We start from the raw sequence: 16,570 nt of genomic DNA, 5'->3' as shown, positions 1-16,570 counted from the left end.
CCCTGTCGCGAGCCCGCGCCGCACCATCTGCACCTGCCGTAGCCGTAGTCATACGTCCCTCCGCCCCTACCTCCACGCGGCCTGTGGATGACGAGAACCGCCTGTGGATAACGCAAACGACCTTGTCGCTTATGTGTTAGCGGCGCCGCTGCTGAGTCCGCGCGGCACCGGTTCCGGAGATCCATAGCCGTGGTGGTCGTTGTCGATGTCCCGTACTGTGTCGATCGTGCGGTTACGGCGGGTGACTTTGGTGGCACTGACGGCTGCGGGTGTGGCGGCGGTAACCCTCATCCTCGGCTTGATCACCAACGCAGCCTCGGAGCAGCAAAGCTGGCCCGGCTGGCTCTCCGTCGTCCAGCGCTATCCATGGCAGGCGCTCGCACTGTTCGCCGTCGCCGCGATCGTGCTCGCCGCGCTGCTATCGGCGGTGTCCGTCGAGGCCCCGCCCGCTAACGCCTCTGCCGGCGAGCCAGTGGCTGCGGCGACCATCCTGCGAAGCCTGCCGCGGGACACCGCCCGGTTCACCGACCGGCGCGAGGAGGTCGCCCGGATCGTGGCCGAAGCCACGGCCGGGCGTGCAGTGGCGATGGTGCGTACCGTCGATGGGATGGCCGGCGTCGGCAAGACCGCTTTCGCGATCCATGTCGGGCATCGGCTGGCGTCCCGGTTCCCGGACGGCCAGCTGTTCGTCAGCCTCGGCGCCCATACCGCCGGACGGGCACCGGCAGGTCCCGCGGATGCGCTGGCCACGCTGCTGCTCGCGGACGGAATCGCGCCCCAGCGCATACCGAACGGCGATGACCTGGGTCTGGTCACCGAGGCGCGCGCCGCGATGTGGCGCAGCCAGGTCGCGAACCGGCGAATCCTGCTGATTCTGGATGACGCGTCCGGGTTCGCGCAGGTCGAGCCGCTGCTGCCGGGCTCTCCCGGCAGTCTCGTCCTCGTTACGAGCCGCCGTAGGCTTGCCGCTCCCGACGCGCAGGAGGTGCCGATCAGGGCACTCCCGAAGGCGCACGCGGTTACGCTGCTGACCCAGCTCGCCGGCCGCGCCGATATCGACGGCGACGCCGCCGCGGAACTCGTCGCGTTGTGCGGATCGCTGCCGTTGGCGGTCTCGCTGCTGGCCGCCCGCCTCCGCCAGCATCCGGCCTGGACTGCGGACGATCTCCGGCAGCGCTTGCTGAACGCGACCCACGTCTCGACGGAACTACGCGCCGGCGGCCAAAACCTCAGCGCAGCATTCGACCTGTCATACCAGGACCTCTCGCCGGAACAGCAGCAGTTCTTCCGCCGGCTGTCCTGGTTCCCCGGCCTCGACATCGACGAGCCCACCGCCGCAGCAGTGGGAGACATACCCACCACCCGCGCCGGTACGCTGCTCGACGAACTCTTCCAAGAACATCTACTGGACGAGAGCGCGCGTGGCCGCTACCGCTTTCACGACCTGGTCAGAGACTATGGACGCAGCCTGGGAGAGGACGCCGGTCAGGACGGAACAATGTCGATCGAACGCCTTGCGCACCACTACCTGCACCTCATCGATGCCGCTAACACCTACATCGACCGCGGCTCGGTCATCGAGGCCCCGGAGTTCGGCTCCCGAGCCGTAGCGACCGCGTGGCTGGACGCCGAGCGCGGCAACATCGTCGCCTGCGTCGACGAATGCATCCGCCAGAACCGGCATGCGCTGGTCGTCAAGTTCGCCGCGGCACTCGCCCCGTACCTGCGGCACGCCGGCCCGTGGGATCAGGCCGTGCACCTCCACCGCGCCGCCACCACCGCAGCCCGGCACGACGGCGACCGGGAAGCGGAAGCGCTCGCACTGGTGAACGCCGGCATGGCCTCCCGGCTGATGGCCCGCTACCGCGACGCCCAGGACGCGTTCGCGGACTCCCTGCACCGCTTCGGTGACGCACCCTCCCGCGGGCGGGCGTTCGTCCTCAACCAGCTCGGCATCGTGCACTACCTGACCGCCGCGTACGAGAGCTCCGCCCAGGCGCAGACCGAATCTCTGTCTCTCTGCCGCGCGCTCGACGACTCGCTCGGACAGGCGAACGCGCTCGCCGACCTCGGCATGGTCCGCCGTATGACCGGCGACCTGACCGCCTCCGCCACCGCCTCGGAGGAAGCGCTGGACATCTACCGCCAGATCGGCGACCGGTACGGCGAAGCGAACGCCCTCCGGGACCTCGGCCGGGTCCGCGCCCTCACCGGCGACTACCCAGCGGCCCAGCAACACGCCCGGCAGGCGCTCACGCTCTACACCGACCTCGGCGACCAGGTGCACCGCGCGTACGCCCTCGACGAACTCGGCGTCGCCCACCGCCTGCACGGCGACCTCGACGCCGCCGCCACCGCCCACACCGAAGCGCTGAACCTCTACACCGAACACGGCGACCGCTTCGGACAGGCAAACACGCACCACCACCTCGGCATCCTCCACCGACTGCACCAGAACCTGCCCGCGGCCGCCGCCGCGCAAGCCGAAGCAGCAGCCCTCTACCGCGAGCTGGACAGCCGCGGCGGACTCGCGGCCGCCACCGCCGAACAGGCCCTCCTACACTGGCAGAAAGGCGATCATCGAGCCGCAATCGCCGCCCTCGAACAGGCCGCATCCTGGTACGCCCAGCTCGGCGACCAGGCCGGCACGGCCGAGGTCCAGAACCACCTCGGCGTCATCGCGGCCGCCACCGACCCACAGACCGCTTACGGTCACCACGAGGCGGCACTCGCCGCAGCTCGCCGCATCGGCCTGCCGCTGGAGGAAGCCCGCGCGTTGGAAGGGCTCGCCGACTACCACCGGTCGACCGGCATGAACGAAGAGGCCTCCGACCTGGCCGCGCAGGCCCGCGCCATCCGGCAGAGGATCATCGGCCCACGACCCGGCGCCTGACAACGGGCCACATGACCATGCCGCCCGGCGATATCCTGCAAGACAACCAAGGGGAGGAACATCGATGGATACACCTCGCCGGTCCGCCGCCACGCCGGCGCTCGCCGCCATCCTCCGCCGCGTGCAGGCACGCGTCGCCAACGAACGCCGAGAGCAGACATCGCACCCGGCCCACACCGCGTCCCTCGCCGCACGAACCTGACCGACCGGTCACGCCCATGCGGGCAGAATGCACGCCGTTGACCACCCTCGTGCTGAAGGTGGTCAACCGGTGCAACATCGACTGCGACTACTGCTACGTCTTCCACGGCGCCGACCAGGACTGGCGGCACCTCCCGGCCCGCATGAGCATCGACGTCGCCCGCGCCACCGCACGACGCATCGCCGAGCACGCCAACGCCCACCAGCTCGACCGCGTCGACATCGCACTCCACGGCGGCGAACCGCTCCTTGCCGGCCCACGCCACCTCGAAGAGCTTCTCCATGCGATCGACGAGCACCTCGGCCCTGTGGCGCAGATCAGCCTGCAGACCAACGGCACCCTGATCAACGACCGATGGCTCGACCTCTTCGACCGGTACGAGGTCCGCGTCGGCGTCAGCCTCGACGGCCCGCCCGCCGCCAACGACCGGCACCGGCTCACCCACCGCGGGCACAGCAGCGCCGACGCCGCCACCCGCGGCATCCGGCTCCTGCGCACCCGGCCCACGCGCTTCGCCGGGATCCTGGCCGTCGTCGACCTCCGCAACGACCCGATCGCCGTCTTCGACTACCTGACCGGGCTCGGCCCGCCGGTCATCGACTTCAACCTGCCGCACGCCACCCACGACCAGCCGCCGTATCGCACCGACACCGGCCAGCCCGAATACGGGCAGTGGCTCAGCCGCGTCTACGACCGATGGATCACCAACACCTCGGAGGCCGGCACCTCGGTCCGGATCCTCGAAGACATCATCGCGCTGAGCCTCGGCGGCACCAGCGCCGTCGAATCACTCGGACTCGTACCCTCAGGAATCGCCGTGATCGAATCCGACGGCGCCATCGAGGACACCGACACCCTCAAGGCCAGCAGCCCGACCGCATCCCAGCTCGGCCTGAACGTTTTCGACCACACGCTCGACGACGCGGCACACCATCCGGTGATCCGCACCCGCCGGCACGGCGCGGCATCCCTCGCCGCCGCGTGCCGGCGGTGTCCACTGGTGTCCATCTGCGGCGGCGGCCACCTGCCCCACCGGCAGAGCATCGCCCGCGGATACGACAACCCGTCCGTCTACTGCCACGACCTCACCCACCTGATCCGGCACATCCACACCACCCTGCCCGCCTGAACGGAGAACGCGTTGTCCGCACTCGTCGTCCGCCACGCCGAACCCCGCGACCTCACCACCGTCGCCACGCTCATCGAAGAAGTCGAACGACACTACGCCGCGACGACGATCCAACCCTTCGACGAACGCTCACAGCAAGTCGAGCTCGCCCTTTTCGGCACACCACCGCTCGCGTACGGCCTGCTCGCCGAAGACGGTGACGACCTCGTCGGGTTCGCCGCATATTCGTTCCTGTGGCCGGCCGCCGGCTCCACCCACTCCCTGTTCCTCAAAGAACTCTTCGTCCGGGCCAGCGCACGACGCCTCGGCGCCGGAACCGCACTCATGACCCACCTCCAGAAGATCGCCGAGGAACGCCCCGGCTGCAGCAGGATCGAGTGGCAGACCGAACACGACAGCGAAGCCCGCACCTTCTACCGGTCGCTCGGCTTCCACGAACTCGAAGGCAAGATCAACTTTCGAGTCGAAGTCCGCTGATGCCGTCGACTTTCGGCCGAATTGTGGCCCGGGACATGTCATCCGTTCGGGCGATGAGGGCTACAACAGCACTCTTAATCGACTAGGTTGATCGGCGCGGGCCGCACGGCCGGTGAAATGCAGCGAGTTTCGCGATCGTCGGATTGAGCGGCACGGTCGGGTCACTGGCGCAGATCGCCGTGCAGGAACGCTGAACGGCCCGTGCCTGTCGCACAGCCCTCCTCCTGGTGCGGGCCGTTCCTCAACGACGTCGCCGCGAAGCCGCCCGCCCCGGAGCTGCAGGTGCTTCCGCAGTGATGCGCCTCAGCACTTTCCTGCCGTAGTCGTTGGTGCCGAAGTGTCGGTCCAACGCCGCGCCGGTGACCTTTTCGCCCGCGGCGAGCTGCCTGCGGGCGAAAGTCTCCATCTGGGTTGCGAGTGCCACCGTGCTCGCCGGGCTGGACGGCGCCACCGGCCGCCCGACGGCGGGAGGGACCTGCGCGACTGGCGGAGGTGGGCTCCAATCCAGCGCTAACTGCTCCACCGGTGCCGGGGAAGCCGGCGCCGCAATGGCCTTGTCGGGAGACGAGGCTGCTGCAGGCTGCGACGCGGATGGTGCAGGCGCGATCCGAAGCCCGTCCGGCTGGCCGGTGACGTCGGCGCCCTTGCGCACGGCCTTCCGCGCCGCGCGCACCGACCCGAAGCGCTGCACGGCCCCGAATGCGGCACGCCACGCGGCTTCGGTCGTCGTATGCCCGTCCCGCAACGCGATCAGCCACGACAGGTACGTCATACCACCGAACCACATCCACCGTGCCGCCCCGAACCGTGGCCGGGTCGCCGGGAGCCGGCCCTCCGCGCGCATCGCCGTGCGGTGACGGTATATCGACCACAATTCCCACAGCGTCACCCCGGTCACCGACATCAGCCCGTACGACACGGCCTCGCCGGTCGGTGCGAGGTTCGGTCCGGCTGCGTGCCAGTAGTTCATCATCGCCGCGCCCGCGGCGAATGCCCACGTCGCCGCCCGGAACAGCATCCCGCTGTCGCCGGCGGCGCGTGACCGCCAGTCCAGCCGGGCGACGTAGGCCGTCGACAGCTCGAACCCGGCCGCGAACACCACCGCACCGGCGAGCGGCCAGCCCATCACCTGCATCGCAAACTGGATCTGCCCCACCCAGGCCACCGCCATCGGAAACAAGATCGGCAGCACGAACAAGGCACGTTCCGCCAGCCGCGGCATCCGCCGCAACACCGCCCGCCGGCGCATCCGCCGCTGCTCGGCCCCCGCCCGGCGCTCCGTCACGCGCTCCAGGCGCTCGCGTCGTGCGGCGGCCCGCCGCTCCTGCCGGAGTTCGAGCGCCAGTCGGGACTCCCGGGCCCGCCGGTCCACGTTCGCGTCGGCGGTGATCCGCTGTTGCTCGGCCCGCGACACCTGCCGCAGAGTCCGGGTATCGGGCGGGGGAGCGCTTCCGTCCGCTGGGCCATTGATCCGCGTGCGTGCAGCCATCGACCGATCTCCGACTCCGTGAGGCACCGAACCCTGTGGTGCGGTCACGCTCGCGCAGCCGGGTTAGCAGGTCGGCTCCGGTCGGCCCGTAACGAGAGGGTCAGTCGTCGGTGAGGGCCCCGCGGGTCTGAGGTCTGCTCCTGGCACGGTCGCTTCGGTGGGGAGGAGCCGGGTCGGGTCGGTGGCCGGCGCAAAGGACGCCGAAGCGCTCGGTGCGTTTCCAGTTCGGCAGCGGTGCTGCTCGCCTGCAATGACGATGAATCCTGGATCGACCTGTAGAGCGTGGCGGAGCCGTCAGCCGGAGTCGGTTCGGTACTTCGACCACGAGTCGGCGGCCTGGGCGAGCGGGAGGTGATGGCTGGCTCCGATGGTGCGGTGCCAGCCATGCCAGAGGTCGGCTGCAGCCGCCGCGAAGAGGGTTAGCGCTGGCGGTGAAGCGCGTTGCCAGGCTTCGGCTCGGTTGACGGCGTGCTCTGCCGCTTGTGGGGTGTGGCCTGCGCGGATGAGTCTGATGGTGAGGAACGCGTAGGGGATCCAGGCGGCGCCGGTGCAGGGTTCGGTCCAGTCGACGACCCAGGTGTGCTGGTGGTGGACGAGGAGGTTGCGTGGGGTGAGGTCGGTGTGGATCAGTGTGTCGCCGGCGACCGCTTCTGGTGCGATGCGGTCGGCCCATCGACGTGAGAATGCCAGCGCCTCGGTGGGAGCGGGCGTCAGGGCGTGGGTGAGTTCGTCGAGGGCCACGAGGACCGAGGTGATGCCGGGTGAGCCAGGGCCGAGGTCGGCGTGCCGGCCGGGTACGCATTCGTATCCGTGCAGCAGCCAGCCGTCTGATTCGATCGTCCAGTACAGCCGCGGGACTCTGTCGGCGGGGAGCACCGCGTTGAGCGTGGCTTCCCGGTGATGGCCACGGACAGCGCGTGGCGAAGCGGTTCGTGTGTCGACGCCTTTGACGAAGATCTGTCCGCGGGCGGTGGTCAGGACCGTGGCGATGTCGGTGACGGAGCCCGCCGCAAGATCTTCCGCCTCGATGATGTCCCCGGTCTCGCGCGCCACGGCCGCGCGGGTGTGAGGGGTGAGGTCGGACCACTGGCGGCGGGGCATCCTTCGTTCTCCTGCTTCCGGCGTGACGGGTCTCGCCGAGCGTAGACGTCGGTGAGGCCTGCTACGGGCTTGCCTTTCCGGCGCTCGGTCAGCGGGTGGGGCTGTCGGTGCATCCAGCGTGGCATTGGGTGCACTTGGCGGTGCCGCTGCTGGTCCACAGCGGCAGGTCGATGCGGTACCCGGCGGCGGTGATCGCGGCGGTCGTCGTGGTGAGCGGCGCGCTGGTGCCGGTGTCGGCCGGGTCGTCGGGGATGTGATGGATGAAGCGGCCGGCGATGCGGTGGCAGAGGTCGGTGTAGATCTCGGTGTGGAGGATCAGGGTGTGCCAGCCGATGTCGACGAGGTCGGACGGGCCGATCGGCGTGGTCGTCACGGCGCAGGCGCCGAGGAACGCGAGGGCCTGGTCGAGGATCCGGGCCGGCATGTCGTCGCTGAGGTCGGGATGGTCCGCGGCGATACGCGTCGTGAGCGTGGTGAACAGGGCCAGGTCGATCAGACTGCTGCCGGTGCGCGCGGCCGGGTTGGGTGTCTCCTCCGGCCAGCAGTCGGCGCCCACGGTGGCGGACGGGTTGGTGCGGTGGTCGTTGGGTGCGGTCGTCGGTGTCACGGTGTCCTCCGGTTTCCGATTCGGTTGCTCTCAGCATCCGGCGGCCGGCCCCGGGCGGGAACGGACCGATGTAGCACCTTCGTGGCACCTTCGATGCCACGCCCGTCGATGCGTGATCCGATAGGGGTGGTCCGGCGAAGGGGGCAACGATGGTCGCGGTGGACCGCTGGACCGGCGCCCACGCGCAGGCGCTGCGATTCGCACTGCGGATGAGCGTGCGCGCCTATGCCGCCTATCTCGGCGTCGCCGTGCGGACCGTCTCGAAGTGGGAGCGGTTCGGTGCGAGCACCCATCCGCGGGGCGTCTCGCAGGAGGTCCTCGATGTGGCGCTCGCCCGCTGTGATGACGACACGCGCGCGAGGTTCGCCGTCGCTGTCGCCGCGCGCACGGGTGCACCGCTGATACCCGTACCCTCCGGGGATCTGGATCATGAGGATTGGGTTGACGACATCGAGCGTGCGGCCACGGCGCTCGGTGGACAAAACTTCGCGTTCGCCGCCGCGCTGCTCCAACGCTGGACGGCCGGGCCGGATCCTCACCACCTCGACGAGCGTGGCCTCTACCTGTACGCGCGCAGCACGACGTTGCTCGGTGACCTCCGCCGTGATCAGGGCCTGGTCAGCGGCCCGTTGTCAGCGGCACATACCTACACGATCGCCAGATCCGTCTACGCGCAGCTCGGTCTTGCCCGCCGGGTCGCCCAACTCGATCTCGCGCTCACCGTGACCACGGAGATGAGCGGGCTGCTCGACACCGCCGCCCGCCGCTACGAGCACCTCTCCGGCGATGAACGGCTCACCAATCGCGACCGTGCCCGCGCGCTGCTGTGGGTCGGCACGTCGCTGAGCAAGAACGGCGATCATGCTAACGCCATGCAGATCATGGGCGCCGCGGCGCGCGAGTTCGACCGGCTCGGTGAGGCCGACGACTGGTCCGTGACACAGCAGAAACTCGCTCTCGCCGCACGAGGAGCCGGGGATCTGACCGCCGCGCTGCGCCACCTCAGCATCGCCCGGGACACCGCGAACCTGGCCGCGCCGCTACAGCGCGTCCGGCTCGACACCGCGCACAGCCACATCCTGCTCACCGACCCCGCCACCGCCGACGAGGGACACCGGCTGCTCGCCCGCGCCGAGAAGGTCGCCGCTGCGTACGGTATGAGCCACCAGCTGCGCAGCATCGCCCGCCTTCAGCAGGCGACCGACCCGGGAGATCCACAGTGACGGACAGGGCAACCCGACTCACCGACGCCCAGCGCGCCGACGCCCTCACCATCTGGCACTACCACCAACTCGGACACCCGCTGCGCCACTGCGACATCGCGATCGGCCTGGGCAGCCACGACCTCGGCGTTCCCGCCTACACCGCCAAACTCTGGCACGAGGGCTGGTTCCCCCGCATGCTGTTCACCGGCGCCGTCAACCCGATCCGCGCCGACCAGTTCCCCCGCGGCGAAGCCGTCCACTTCCAAGAACACGCGATCTCCCTCGGCGTCCCCGAACGAGTGATCCTGGTCGAGCCGCACGCCACGAACACCGGCCAGAACATCACCTTCGCCCGTCAGCTGCTCCAGGAACACGGCGTCAGCGTGCGGTCGGTGATGCTCGTCGCGATGCCCTACATGCAGCGACGCGCCTACGCCACCTGCCGCAAGCTCTGGCCCGAGGTCGACATCATTTGCGCCTCCCAGCCGCTCGCGTTCGCCGACTACGTCACCGAGATCGGCGACGAGCGCATGGTCACCGACATGCTCGTCGGCGATTTGCAACGCATCATCGTCTACCCCGGGCACGGCTACGCCGCACCGCAGGAGGTCCCCGACGATGCCCACGCCGCCTACCAACGCCTCGTCCACGCCGGCTTCACCACCCGCCTCCTCACCCCCTGAACCAGCCGAGCCGCCCGGGATCTGCGCGATCCACCAGCCCAACCTGCTGCCGCGCCTGACCACACTCGCCAAGATCTACACCGCTGACTGCTGGATCGTGCTCGACGACGTGCAATTCAACCGCCGCGACTACCAGCACCGCACCCGACTCGCCCGACTCCACGACCCCGGCCGCCAGCAGTGGCTGACACTCGCCACCACCCTGCCGACCGGCCGCGCCACCCTCATCCGCCACGCACGGCTGGCCGACCCCGGACACTGCCGGCGCAGGCTCCGGCAGATGACGCACGACTACTACCGGACGAGCCCAGCGTGGGACGTCATGCGGCACTTCATCAACGTCCTCGACCCGCTGTTCGACAGCACCGACATGCTCTCCGAGATCACCGAGGCCTCCACCCTCGCCATGCTGCGCCTGCTCGGATGGAACGGCACCGTGATCCGCAGCAGCCGGCTTCACGCCCGCAGCGGCCGATCCCAGCGACTCGCCGACCTCACCGCGGAGGTCGGCGCGACAACCTACCTGTGCGGCACCGGCGGCATGCGATACCTCGATCCCACACCATTCCAGGAAGCCTCCATCACCGTGCTGCCGTTCAGGCGCCCGGACGGCCCCATCTGGGAGCACGCCGACCGAATCACCAGCATGTGGCCCGTCCTCCGCTGGGGACCACAGGCGATCAAGGAAGAGCTGAACTCTTCGCTCGCACGGGTGTCAGGTCGCTGAACGGGGCGCACCAGAAGCCCCGTGGCCTCGTTCGCCAAGCGGAGGCATCTGGTCGACGTTCAAGCCGGTCGAGCAACGATCCGACGAGGACGCCAGAAGCACCTTGGAGGTCGCGTACCGACGGGTGACGCGCCCTCCATCGCATTGATCAAGATCGCAACCAAACCGGACGGCCCAGGTGCGGGAGCAAGCTATGCATCCGGCTGCCGGATCCCGACCGAGCGCGGTCGGGATCCGGTGCTTCCGCGAACTTCGCGGGCGAGGCCCGGACGGTCGCGCTAACGCCTTCCGCAACGGGTGGCATCGAGGCTGCGCGCATGCCGAACGCCATCCCGCATCCTGCTGACGACGACCGCGGCCGGGATCGCCGGCACCAGCGGCCGGGCCGCGCACATCGGCTGACGCCCCGATTCAGCACCGAGGAACTGGCAGCGATCCAGCAAGCAGCCGCGCGGGTCGGGATGACGGCCACCGGCTTCTGCGCCGACGCGGCGCTCGTGCAGGCCGGGCGGGTGGAGGCGATGTCTCTGGATCCGGTGCGGGAGATCCTGGCCGACTTCCAGGCCGAGTTGTATGCGACGCGGACCGCGGTGGGCCGGATCGGCACGAACCTCAACCAGGCGGCCGCAGCGCTCAATGCGACCGGCCAAGCGCCGGAGTGGTTGGTGACTGCCGTGGTGTTGTGCGAGCGGCGGATGGAGCGCATCGACGCGGTGATCGCGTTGATCGACCGCCGGCTGCGGTGATCCCGAACATCGTCCGTGGCCGGCGTGTCGGCGGCCTGCTCCGCTACCTCTACGGACCCGGCCGCAGGGAAGAGCACGTCAACCCGCGCCTGGTCGCCGCCTGGGACGGCGCCGGCCCGCTCGGCGCCCTCGAACCGCCTGCCGGTCGCGAAGGCCGGCGGGACTTCCGCGCCCTCACCGAGGTGCTGGAGCAGCCGGTCCGCAGCGGACGGAACCCGCCCGCGAAGCCGGTCTGGCACTGCTCGCTGCGCACGGACCCGTCCGACCGGCCGCTCAGCGACGCCCAATGGGCACGGATCGTCGGCGAGGTGATGGCGCAGGTCGGGCTCGCCCCGCACGGAGACGCCGGGGCGGTGCGGTGGGTCGCGGTCCGGCACGGCGCCGACCACATCCACATCGTGGCCACACTGGTCCGGCAGGACCGCCGCACCGCCTGGGCCCGCAACGACCGCTGGCGCGCCCAGGCCGCCTGCCGCGACCTCGAAGAACGCTACGGCCTCCACCAGGTCGGCGCCGCCGCGACCGCCCGCCGCCGACCCACGGCCGCAGAGGTCAACAAGGCCCGCCGGCTCTCCCGGCCGGAGAGCGATCGTGACGTGCTGCGCCGTGAAGCCCGGTTTGCCGCCGCGGCCGCGGGCCCGGCCGAGGAATTCTTCGCGCTCCTGCGCGACACGGGACTTCTCGTGCGACCACGGATGAGCAGCACCCGGCCCGGAGAGGTCACCGGGTACAGCATCGCGATCAACAGACCAGATCCGATTTGGTACGGCGGCGGCCGGCTCGCCAGCGACCTCACCCTGCCCAGCCTCCGGGCCCGCTGGCAGCTGGCACCACCACCGCTCCCGGACGACGGACGCGACCTCATCGCGCAGGTCACCCGCATGGTCACGGCCGCAGGGACCACGGAGATCGGGATGTGCGACCTGCTGTTCGTCGCGGCCCGCCAGGTGCCCGGCCCAGGACGCCGCCGGATCCTGCTGCGCGCCGCTGACGCACTCGACCGGGCCGCCCGGCCACGGCGCACACAGCCCGCCCGTACCCATGCAGATCTTCAGGGTTTGGTCCGGATGCTGTATCTGACCGGGCAGCTCGCCGACGACCGCAACACCGTCGCGGTCCTGCAACTGCTGGCCGCGATCGCCCGACTCGCCAGCGCGCTCGCCGACCTCCACGATGCCCACCGCCAGCTGCACGACGCCCGTGATGCCCGGGAAGCAGCCCGACTGCTGCGCGCCGCCGCACGGAGTCCGCATCCGGGAACGCGGCCGCTAACCCCTCGCCGGGACCGTCGCGACCAGCCGCCGGCCGCAGACCCGCGCGCACGCGGCACCTGACCAGAGGCCAGCAACAGGAGGCAACCGTGGACCGGATCGGCACCGACCAACACCCGGACTACCTCGCCGACACCGGCCAACGCCTCGGCCAGAGCCTCGCGGTCCTCGCCACCCTCGGCGAAGCCGCCGCCCGCCTCGCCGCAGTCGAAATCCGCCGCCGGCAGTGGCGCGAGGCCCAGGACGACCGGCGCCGCGAACGACACGGTCAGCAGCCGGCTGGCGAAGGCACCCCGCGGCCGAGCCCCACCTCGCCGGAGACGGAAGCGCGGAATGCCGCACGCCGCGACCGGCGGCTGATCGCCCGCGCGCTCGACGCGCAGTGGCTGGCCGCCGCCGACCTGTACGACCTCGCCATCACGTGGCGCACCGCCCGACTCCGCGAACCCCAGTTCGAAGAAGCCCGAGGTGTCGCCTCGCTGGTTGAGGACCGGCTCCGGGAGTTCTACCCTCGACCGATGCGCGGGTATGACGAAGCGGTGGCCGACGGAATGCCCAGGCCCCAGGCGATGCGCGCTGCTGTGGAGGAGATGGCCCGCACGCCTGTCATGCGCGCGCACGGCGGACGCCGCTCTGCCGCCATCAGCCCCGGAAGCGGTGTCACCGTCACCCCCGACGAACTCGACGCGGCGATCAGAAACGAACGGGCACGACTCGCCGCAGGGCTGACCGACGAGGTCTACCGCGACCTCCACCGCCTCGGCGCGGCAGGCCGCGCCGCAGCCGACCACCTCCGCCAGATGCTCGACGCGCATCAGGCCACCGCGCAGGCCACTCGTAAACCGAACTCCGCCGGACAGGGAGAAGGCACGACGACCGCGCCTACGCCGCCGCAGATGAGCCAGCAGTGGTACCCGCAAGGAACCCAGAACACCGGCGTCCTACCCGGACACGTCGCACGGCTCCGGCCGGCGAACGTAAGCGGGCTGACCAACGGCCTCGGCGGAAACGTCAGGCCGACGCGATGAGCGAAACCGAGCCAACCACCAGCCTGCCGGCAGCGGAGACGGAACCAGGTACCCCGCTCTACACCGACGTCGAAGGCTGGGTCGACGGCTACTTCGCCCCCATGTTCCTGCACCGCACCACCGACAGCACCCGAACCCGCTGGTGCCCACGATGGTGGGACCACGCCGAAGCCATCGCCCGCCTCACACTCCTCTGGAACACCTGGGAAACCGCCCGCTGGGACCCCGCCGCCAAACCCGGCTGGTGGCTCGACCTCGACTACCACCTACCCATCCTGCTCAGCCCCGACGGCCCTTTCCGCTCCTGCCGCCAGCCCGACGATCGCCGCGCCGCCAAGCACGATCCCGCTAAGCACCCCGCCACTGAGCCAGTACCCGAAGGCTGGTGGCGGACCGCGTCAACCGCGTGAAATGTTCTGCAATCAGCCCACCGATATCGCGCGACGACGCTTACGGATCTGCCGAGAAGAGTGCGTGAAGTATTTCGACCATCGAAGGCAGGAATTCCGGAACGGGAGTGTATTACATGACTACTCAAAGGTGGCCTGTAGCTGAGTGCACGAGAAGCTTTATTGGATCTTGCAGTTGGCTGTTCCAGGACCAGGGCGACCCACTACCGAAATCCCTGCCAAATTACTTCCCCAGTGATCAGGGATCGCGGGCTTGCTCCAGGTCACACCGTTCCGCTCATCGGCGCGTTCATTTTTTACCTCGTTGATCCGGACCATAAAAGCGCGAATCTCGTATTCATCATCTGGCGTGTTGAACCAGACTGTTCCCGACCAATTGTCCGGCGAGTCTCCGGTGTCCCAGCCGGCAATGTTCCAAAGATAAGTTTCGGGTTTTCCGCTCGTGCGGTCCCGCACGGCGAGCACAAGAGTATGGTCTTTAGGGATACCGGTAGAGGTGCCAATGAATTGCTCACATGCGCCAACAGTGCTCCCCGATTGAGGGGATGTGATGGTCACGGACGGTTTAGGTGATCGGAGAATAACCTCAAAACCAGCCAACGAACCCAGCAGAAACGCGAGCACGCCTACAGCGAGCGCGGCCCAGGCTCCTAGGCGTCTCGATCCACGTCTTTCCACGAGCCAACGGCCAGCTAGGGTGACAATGACAGCACCTAAAACTGCAACGACCCACCAAATAGCTCGCGGGCCGGAGGCGTAGATCTGCACCACAGCAGCTACTACATCAAGGGCAACCAGACAGCCCACCACATAGCCCACCCACTGAGGGCGCGGCTTGAGGGGGGTGGCAGTAGGAGAGGTGGACACCCTCTCCGGCACCCCTCTTTCCTCGTCCGGCATCTCGTCTCGATCTATCTCACCAGATTTACCGCTTTGCACCATATTGCGTTTCCTATTTTGTTTAGTCGCAAGACCGCCAGGAGTTCACTATTTCACACACTGGGTGACTGGTAAAGTAGCGACTCTGATCGCTATTGCGAATAAACTTCACTGTGTGCAAGGAATGTCGGGCTGACTGCCTTTAACGCGATCTTGGGTTGGCCTAGTTGATCGCTTTGAGCCATATGGTCCGGCGCAGGCAGGGTGGTCGGGGGCGACGTCCCCATCGCACGGCGAGGCGGCGGACCTGGTGCAGCAGTGCGAAGGTTCGTTTCACGACGTTCCGGCGCACTCTTCTGCCGCGGACAACGCGCGTGACCTACCTGGCGCGCGTAGCGCACACAGTGACAAAATGATGGCTCCGTGCGGCCCCGGCAATGCGGCGACAGTCGCCGTAAGGTGGTTTCCAAGCTGCCCCGACTTTCATTGGTCCTCCTTCCGACGCCAGCTCCTCGGGGTGTCGACACGTTGGGTGATCAGTCGCCCGTGGCGGAGGTGGGATTCGTGTACGTCAGGTGTACGGTCAAGCTCCGGGCGCACGGGGCAGGTTTATCCCGCACGCCGCATTCCGAGACCGAAGACGCCGGACGATTACTGTGCTGGACGCCGCTCTGCGCAAGGCCCTCGTCGGCGCTGCCCGCTTCCTGCCGCAGCTGACGCAGCGGGCCGAAGCGGCGCTGGTTGCCGACCACCAACCCATCACGGGAACCGGAAACCTGTACGGTCACGGCGGTACTCGGTTCTGGTTGAACGTCGCCGTCGCCCCCAACCACTTGCCCGAGACCCTCGATTCGCCCGCGTTCGTCGACGCGGCCAACGAGCTGGCCGCGGTCTTCTTCGAGGACGCGCCCTTCCATGCCGATTACTCCGGCAACGTCGAGGTGCGCCTGGTGCAAGGTGCTCCCACCGAGAACAGTTCGTGGGGCGACGCGCATACGTTGCGGATCTTTCCCAGCGGTTTGGTCATGCTCCAGTGGGTGCTGCGGGCCACGCCGCTCCCGGACGGTCAACCCGGCTTTGAGCTGTCCTTGGACGAGATCGTCGCCGTGTTGCGTCGTGTGTACGCGCTCGCCCACAGCCCTCAGTTCGCGGCGACCCATCGCCGTCGGCGGTGGGTCCGGCGCCGGTTCGACTGGCGGGTGGGGCTGTCACCGTCGATCAGCGATGCCCAGGGGTCTGCCTTCTGGCGTCGCCTGAGTTCCGTGGTGCCCCTACCCGAGCGGGTACCGACCCGGCAGAATCCGCATTGTCCGTTCGATGGCTACGCCGCTGCGGCGATGAGGGGCCGCAAGGTGACCGACTCCGTCGAGGATACTTTCCGCCCCGCCTTGCAGGAGCTGTTCACGTCGTCGGGGTTCAGTGGCAGGGTCTCGCAAGCCGTGGCCGCGGCGCTGGCCGAACCCGCTGCAGCGCATGCGCTCGGGACACCAAACCGCGAAATCACCGCTGGGTGAGCAGCTCGGCGGCCTGATCGGCCCGCAGCTCAGGGCCATTGCGTAGTCGCCTGAGGGGTGCTTGAGCTGGGATTCTGGGCGGGCGAGGGGTCCATGTAGGACGGGTGCGGCCCGTCGGTGATCATGAAGTTGCGAAGCAACACGATCCCGAGAAGGACGCACCCGTCGATGACATCATCACCTACCGGAATCCTGCTGTCCCATCGGCC

17 protein-coding genes are annotated in these 16,570 nt (G+C 68.9%); 12 read left to right on the top strand and 5 right to left on the bottom strand.

Going from position 1 to position 16,570, the window contains the following annotated elements; translation table 11 throughout:
• Nucleotides 1–217 precede the first annotated feature (217 nt).
• From ACIA8K_RS39615 to ACIA8K_RS39600, 4 genes are all read left to right on the top strand, one after another.
• On the top strand, nt 218–2,893 hold the full coding sequence (locus ACIA8K_RS39615) for an ATP-binding protein (RefSeq protein ID WP_396068653.1): 2,676 nt from the start codon (nt 218–220) through the stop codon (nt 2,891–2,893).
• Nucleotides 2,894–2,957: 64 nt separating this feature from the next.
• A complete protein-coding gene (locus tag ACIA8K_RS39610; RefSeq protein WP_396068652.1) occupies nt 2,958–3,095 on the top strand; it encodes a hypothetical protein in 138 nt (45 codons plus the stop codon).
• A 37-nt stretch (nt 3,096–3,132) separates the two neighbouring features.
• Complete coding sequence (locus ACIA8K_RS39605) at nt 3,133–4,224, top strand: FxsB family cyclophane-forming radical SAM/SPASM peptide maturase (RefSeq protein ID WP_396068651.1); 1,092 nt, start codon at nt 3,133–3,135, stop codon at nt 4,222–4,224.
• A 12-nt stretch (nt 4,225–4,236) separates the two neighbouring features.
• On the top strand, nt 4,237–4,701 hold the full coding sequence (locus ACIA8K_RS39600) for a GNAT family N-acetyltransferase (RefSeq protein ID WP_396068650.1): 465 nt from the start codon (nt 4,237–4,239) through the stop codon (nt 4,699–4,701).
• Between the two features lie 241 nt (nt 4,702–4,942).
• Here the strand turns inward: ACIA8K_RS39600 and ACIA8K_RS39595 are convergent, their stop codons facing one another.
• The 3 genes from ACIA8K_RS39595 to ACIA8K_RS39585 form a co-directional block, all read right to left on the bottom strand.
• Nucleotides 4,943–6,115 (bottom strand): hypothetical protein, encoded by a 1,173-nt coding sequence (locus ACIA8K_RS39595; protein ID WP_396068649.1) that lies wholly within the window; start codon nt 6,113–6,115, stop codon nt 4,943–4,945.
• A 369-nt stretch (nt 6,116–6,484) separates the two neighbouring features.
• Nucleotides 6,485–7,291 (bottom strand): hypothetical protein, encoded by an 807-nt coding sequence (locus ACIA8K_RS39590; RefSeq protein WP_396068648.1) that lies wholly within the window; start codon nt 7,289–7,291, stop codon nt 6,485–6,487.
• Between the two features lie 88 nt (nt 7,292–7,379).
• Nucleotides 7,380–7,898 (bottom strand): glycine-rich domain-containing protein, encoded by a 519-nt coding sequence (locus ACIA8K_RS39585; protein WP_396068647.1) that lies wholly within the window; start codon nt 7,896–7,898, stop codon nt 7,380–7,382.
• 149 nt (nt 7,899–8,047) lie between these two features.
• Between ACIA8K_RS39585 and ACIA8K_RS39580 the strand changes: the two genes are divergently transcribed.
• The 7 genes from ACIA8K_RS39580 to ACIA8K_RS39550 all read left to right on the top strand — a co-directional run bounded on the left by ACIA8K_RS39580 (nt 8,048) and on the right by ACIA8K_RS39550 (nt 13,968).
• Nucleotides 8,048–9,121, top strand: coding sequence for a helix-turn-helix domain-containing protein (locus ACIA8K_RS39580; protein ID WP_396068646.1), 1,074 nt, complete (start codon nt 8,048–8,050; stop codon nt 9,119–9,121).
• Entirely contained in the window at nt 9,118–9,786 is a 669-nt protein-coding gene (locus tag ACIA8K_RS39575; protein WP_396068645.1) for a YdcF family protein, read from the top strand. The genes ACIA8K_RS39580 and ACIA8K_RS39575 overlap by 4 nt, the downstream gene beginning before the upstream one ends.
• A complete protein-coding gene (locus tag ACIA8K_RS39570; RefSeq protein ID WP_396068644.1) occupies nt 9,722–10,513 on the top strand; it encodes a WbqC family protein in 792 nt (263 codons plus the stop codon). Before ACIA8K_RS39575 ends, ACIA8K_RS39570 begins: the two co-directional genes overlap by 65 nt.
• A 317-nt stretch (nt 10,514–10,830) precedes the next feature.
• A complete protein-coding gene (locus tag ACIA8K_RS39565; protein WP_396068643.1) occupies nt 10,831–11,259 on the top strand; it encodes a plasmid mobilization protein in 429 nt (142 codons plus the stop codon).
• Nucleotides 11,256–12,593: a relaxase/mobilization nuclease domain-containing protein gene (locus ACIA8K_RS39560; RefSeq protein ID WP_396068642.1), complete on the top strand. Its 1,338-nt coding sequence runs from the start codon at nt 11,256–11,258 to the stop codon at nt 12,591–12,593. The genes ACIA8K_RS39565 and ACIA8K_RS39560 overlap by 4 nt, the downstream gene beginning before the upstream one ends.
• Nucleotides 12,594–12,619: 26 nt before the next feature.
• The gene (locus tag ACIA8K_RS39555; protein WP_396068641.1) at nt 12,620–13,558 is read left to right on the top strand and encodes a hypothetical protein; all 939 of its coding nucleotides are present in this window, start codon (nt 12,620–12,622) and stop codon (nt 13,556–13,558) included.
• Nucleotides 13,555–13,968, top strand: coding sequence for a DUF4913 domain-containing protein (locus tag ACIA8K_RS39550; protein ID WP_396068640.1), 414 nt, complete (start codon nt 13,555–13,557; stop codon nt 13,966–13,968). The genes ACIA8K_RS39555 and ACIA8K_RS39550 overlap by 4 nt, the downstream gene beginning before the upstream one ends.
• Nucleotides 13,969–14,127: 159 nt before the next feature.
• Here the strand turns inward: ACIA8K_RS39550 and ACIA8K_RS39545 are convergent, their stop codons facing one another.
• Nucleotides 14,128–14,787 (bottom strand): hypothetical protein, encoded by a 660-nt coding sequence (locus ACIA8K_RS39545; RefSeq protein ID WP_396068639.1) that lies wholly within the window; start codon nt 14,785–14,787, stop codon nt 14,128–14,130.
• Nucleotides 14,788–15,503: 716 nt separating this feature from the next.
• Between ACIA8K_RS39545 and ACIA8K_RS39540 the strand changes: the two genes are divergently transcribed.
• Nucleotides 15,504–16,361, top strand: coding sequence for a hypothetical protein (locus tag ACIA8K_RS39540; protein ID WP_396068638.1), 858 nt, complete (start codon nt 15,504–15,506; stop codon nt 16,359–16,361).
• A 29-nt stretch (nt 16,362–16,390) separates the two neighbouring features.
• On the opposite strand, the gene ACIA8K_RS39535 is transcribed toward ACIA8K_RS39540, so the two are convergent.
• Nucleotides 16,391–16,570: hypothetical protein (locus ACIA8K_RS39535; protein WP_396068637.1), on the bottom strand; the 180-nt coding region annotated here is incomplete at its 5' end.

The sequence above is a fragment of the Catenuloplanes sp. NPDC051500 genome (assembly GCF_044454585.1).
GTDB lineage: Bacteria > Actinomycetota > Actinomycetes > Mycobacteriales > Micromonosporaceae > Catenuloplanes.
This window is presented reverse-complemented; position numbering and strand designations above follow the sequence as displayed.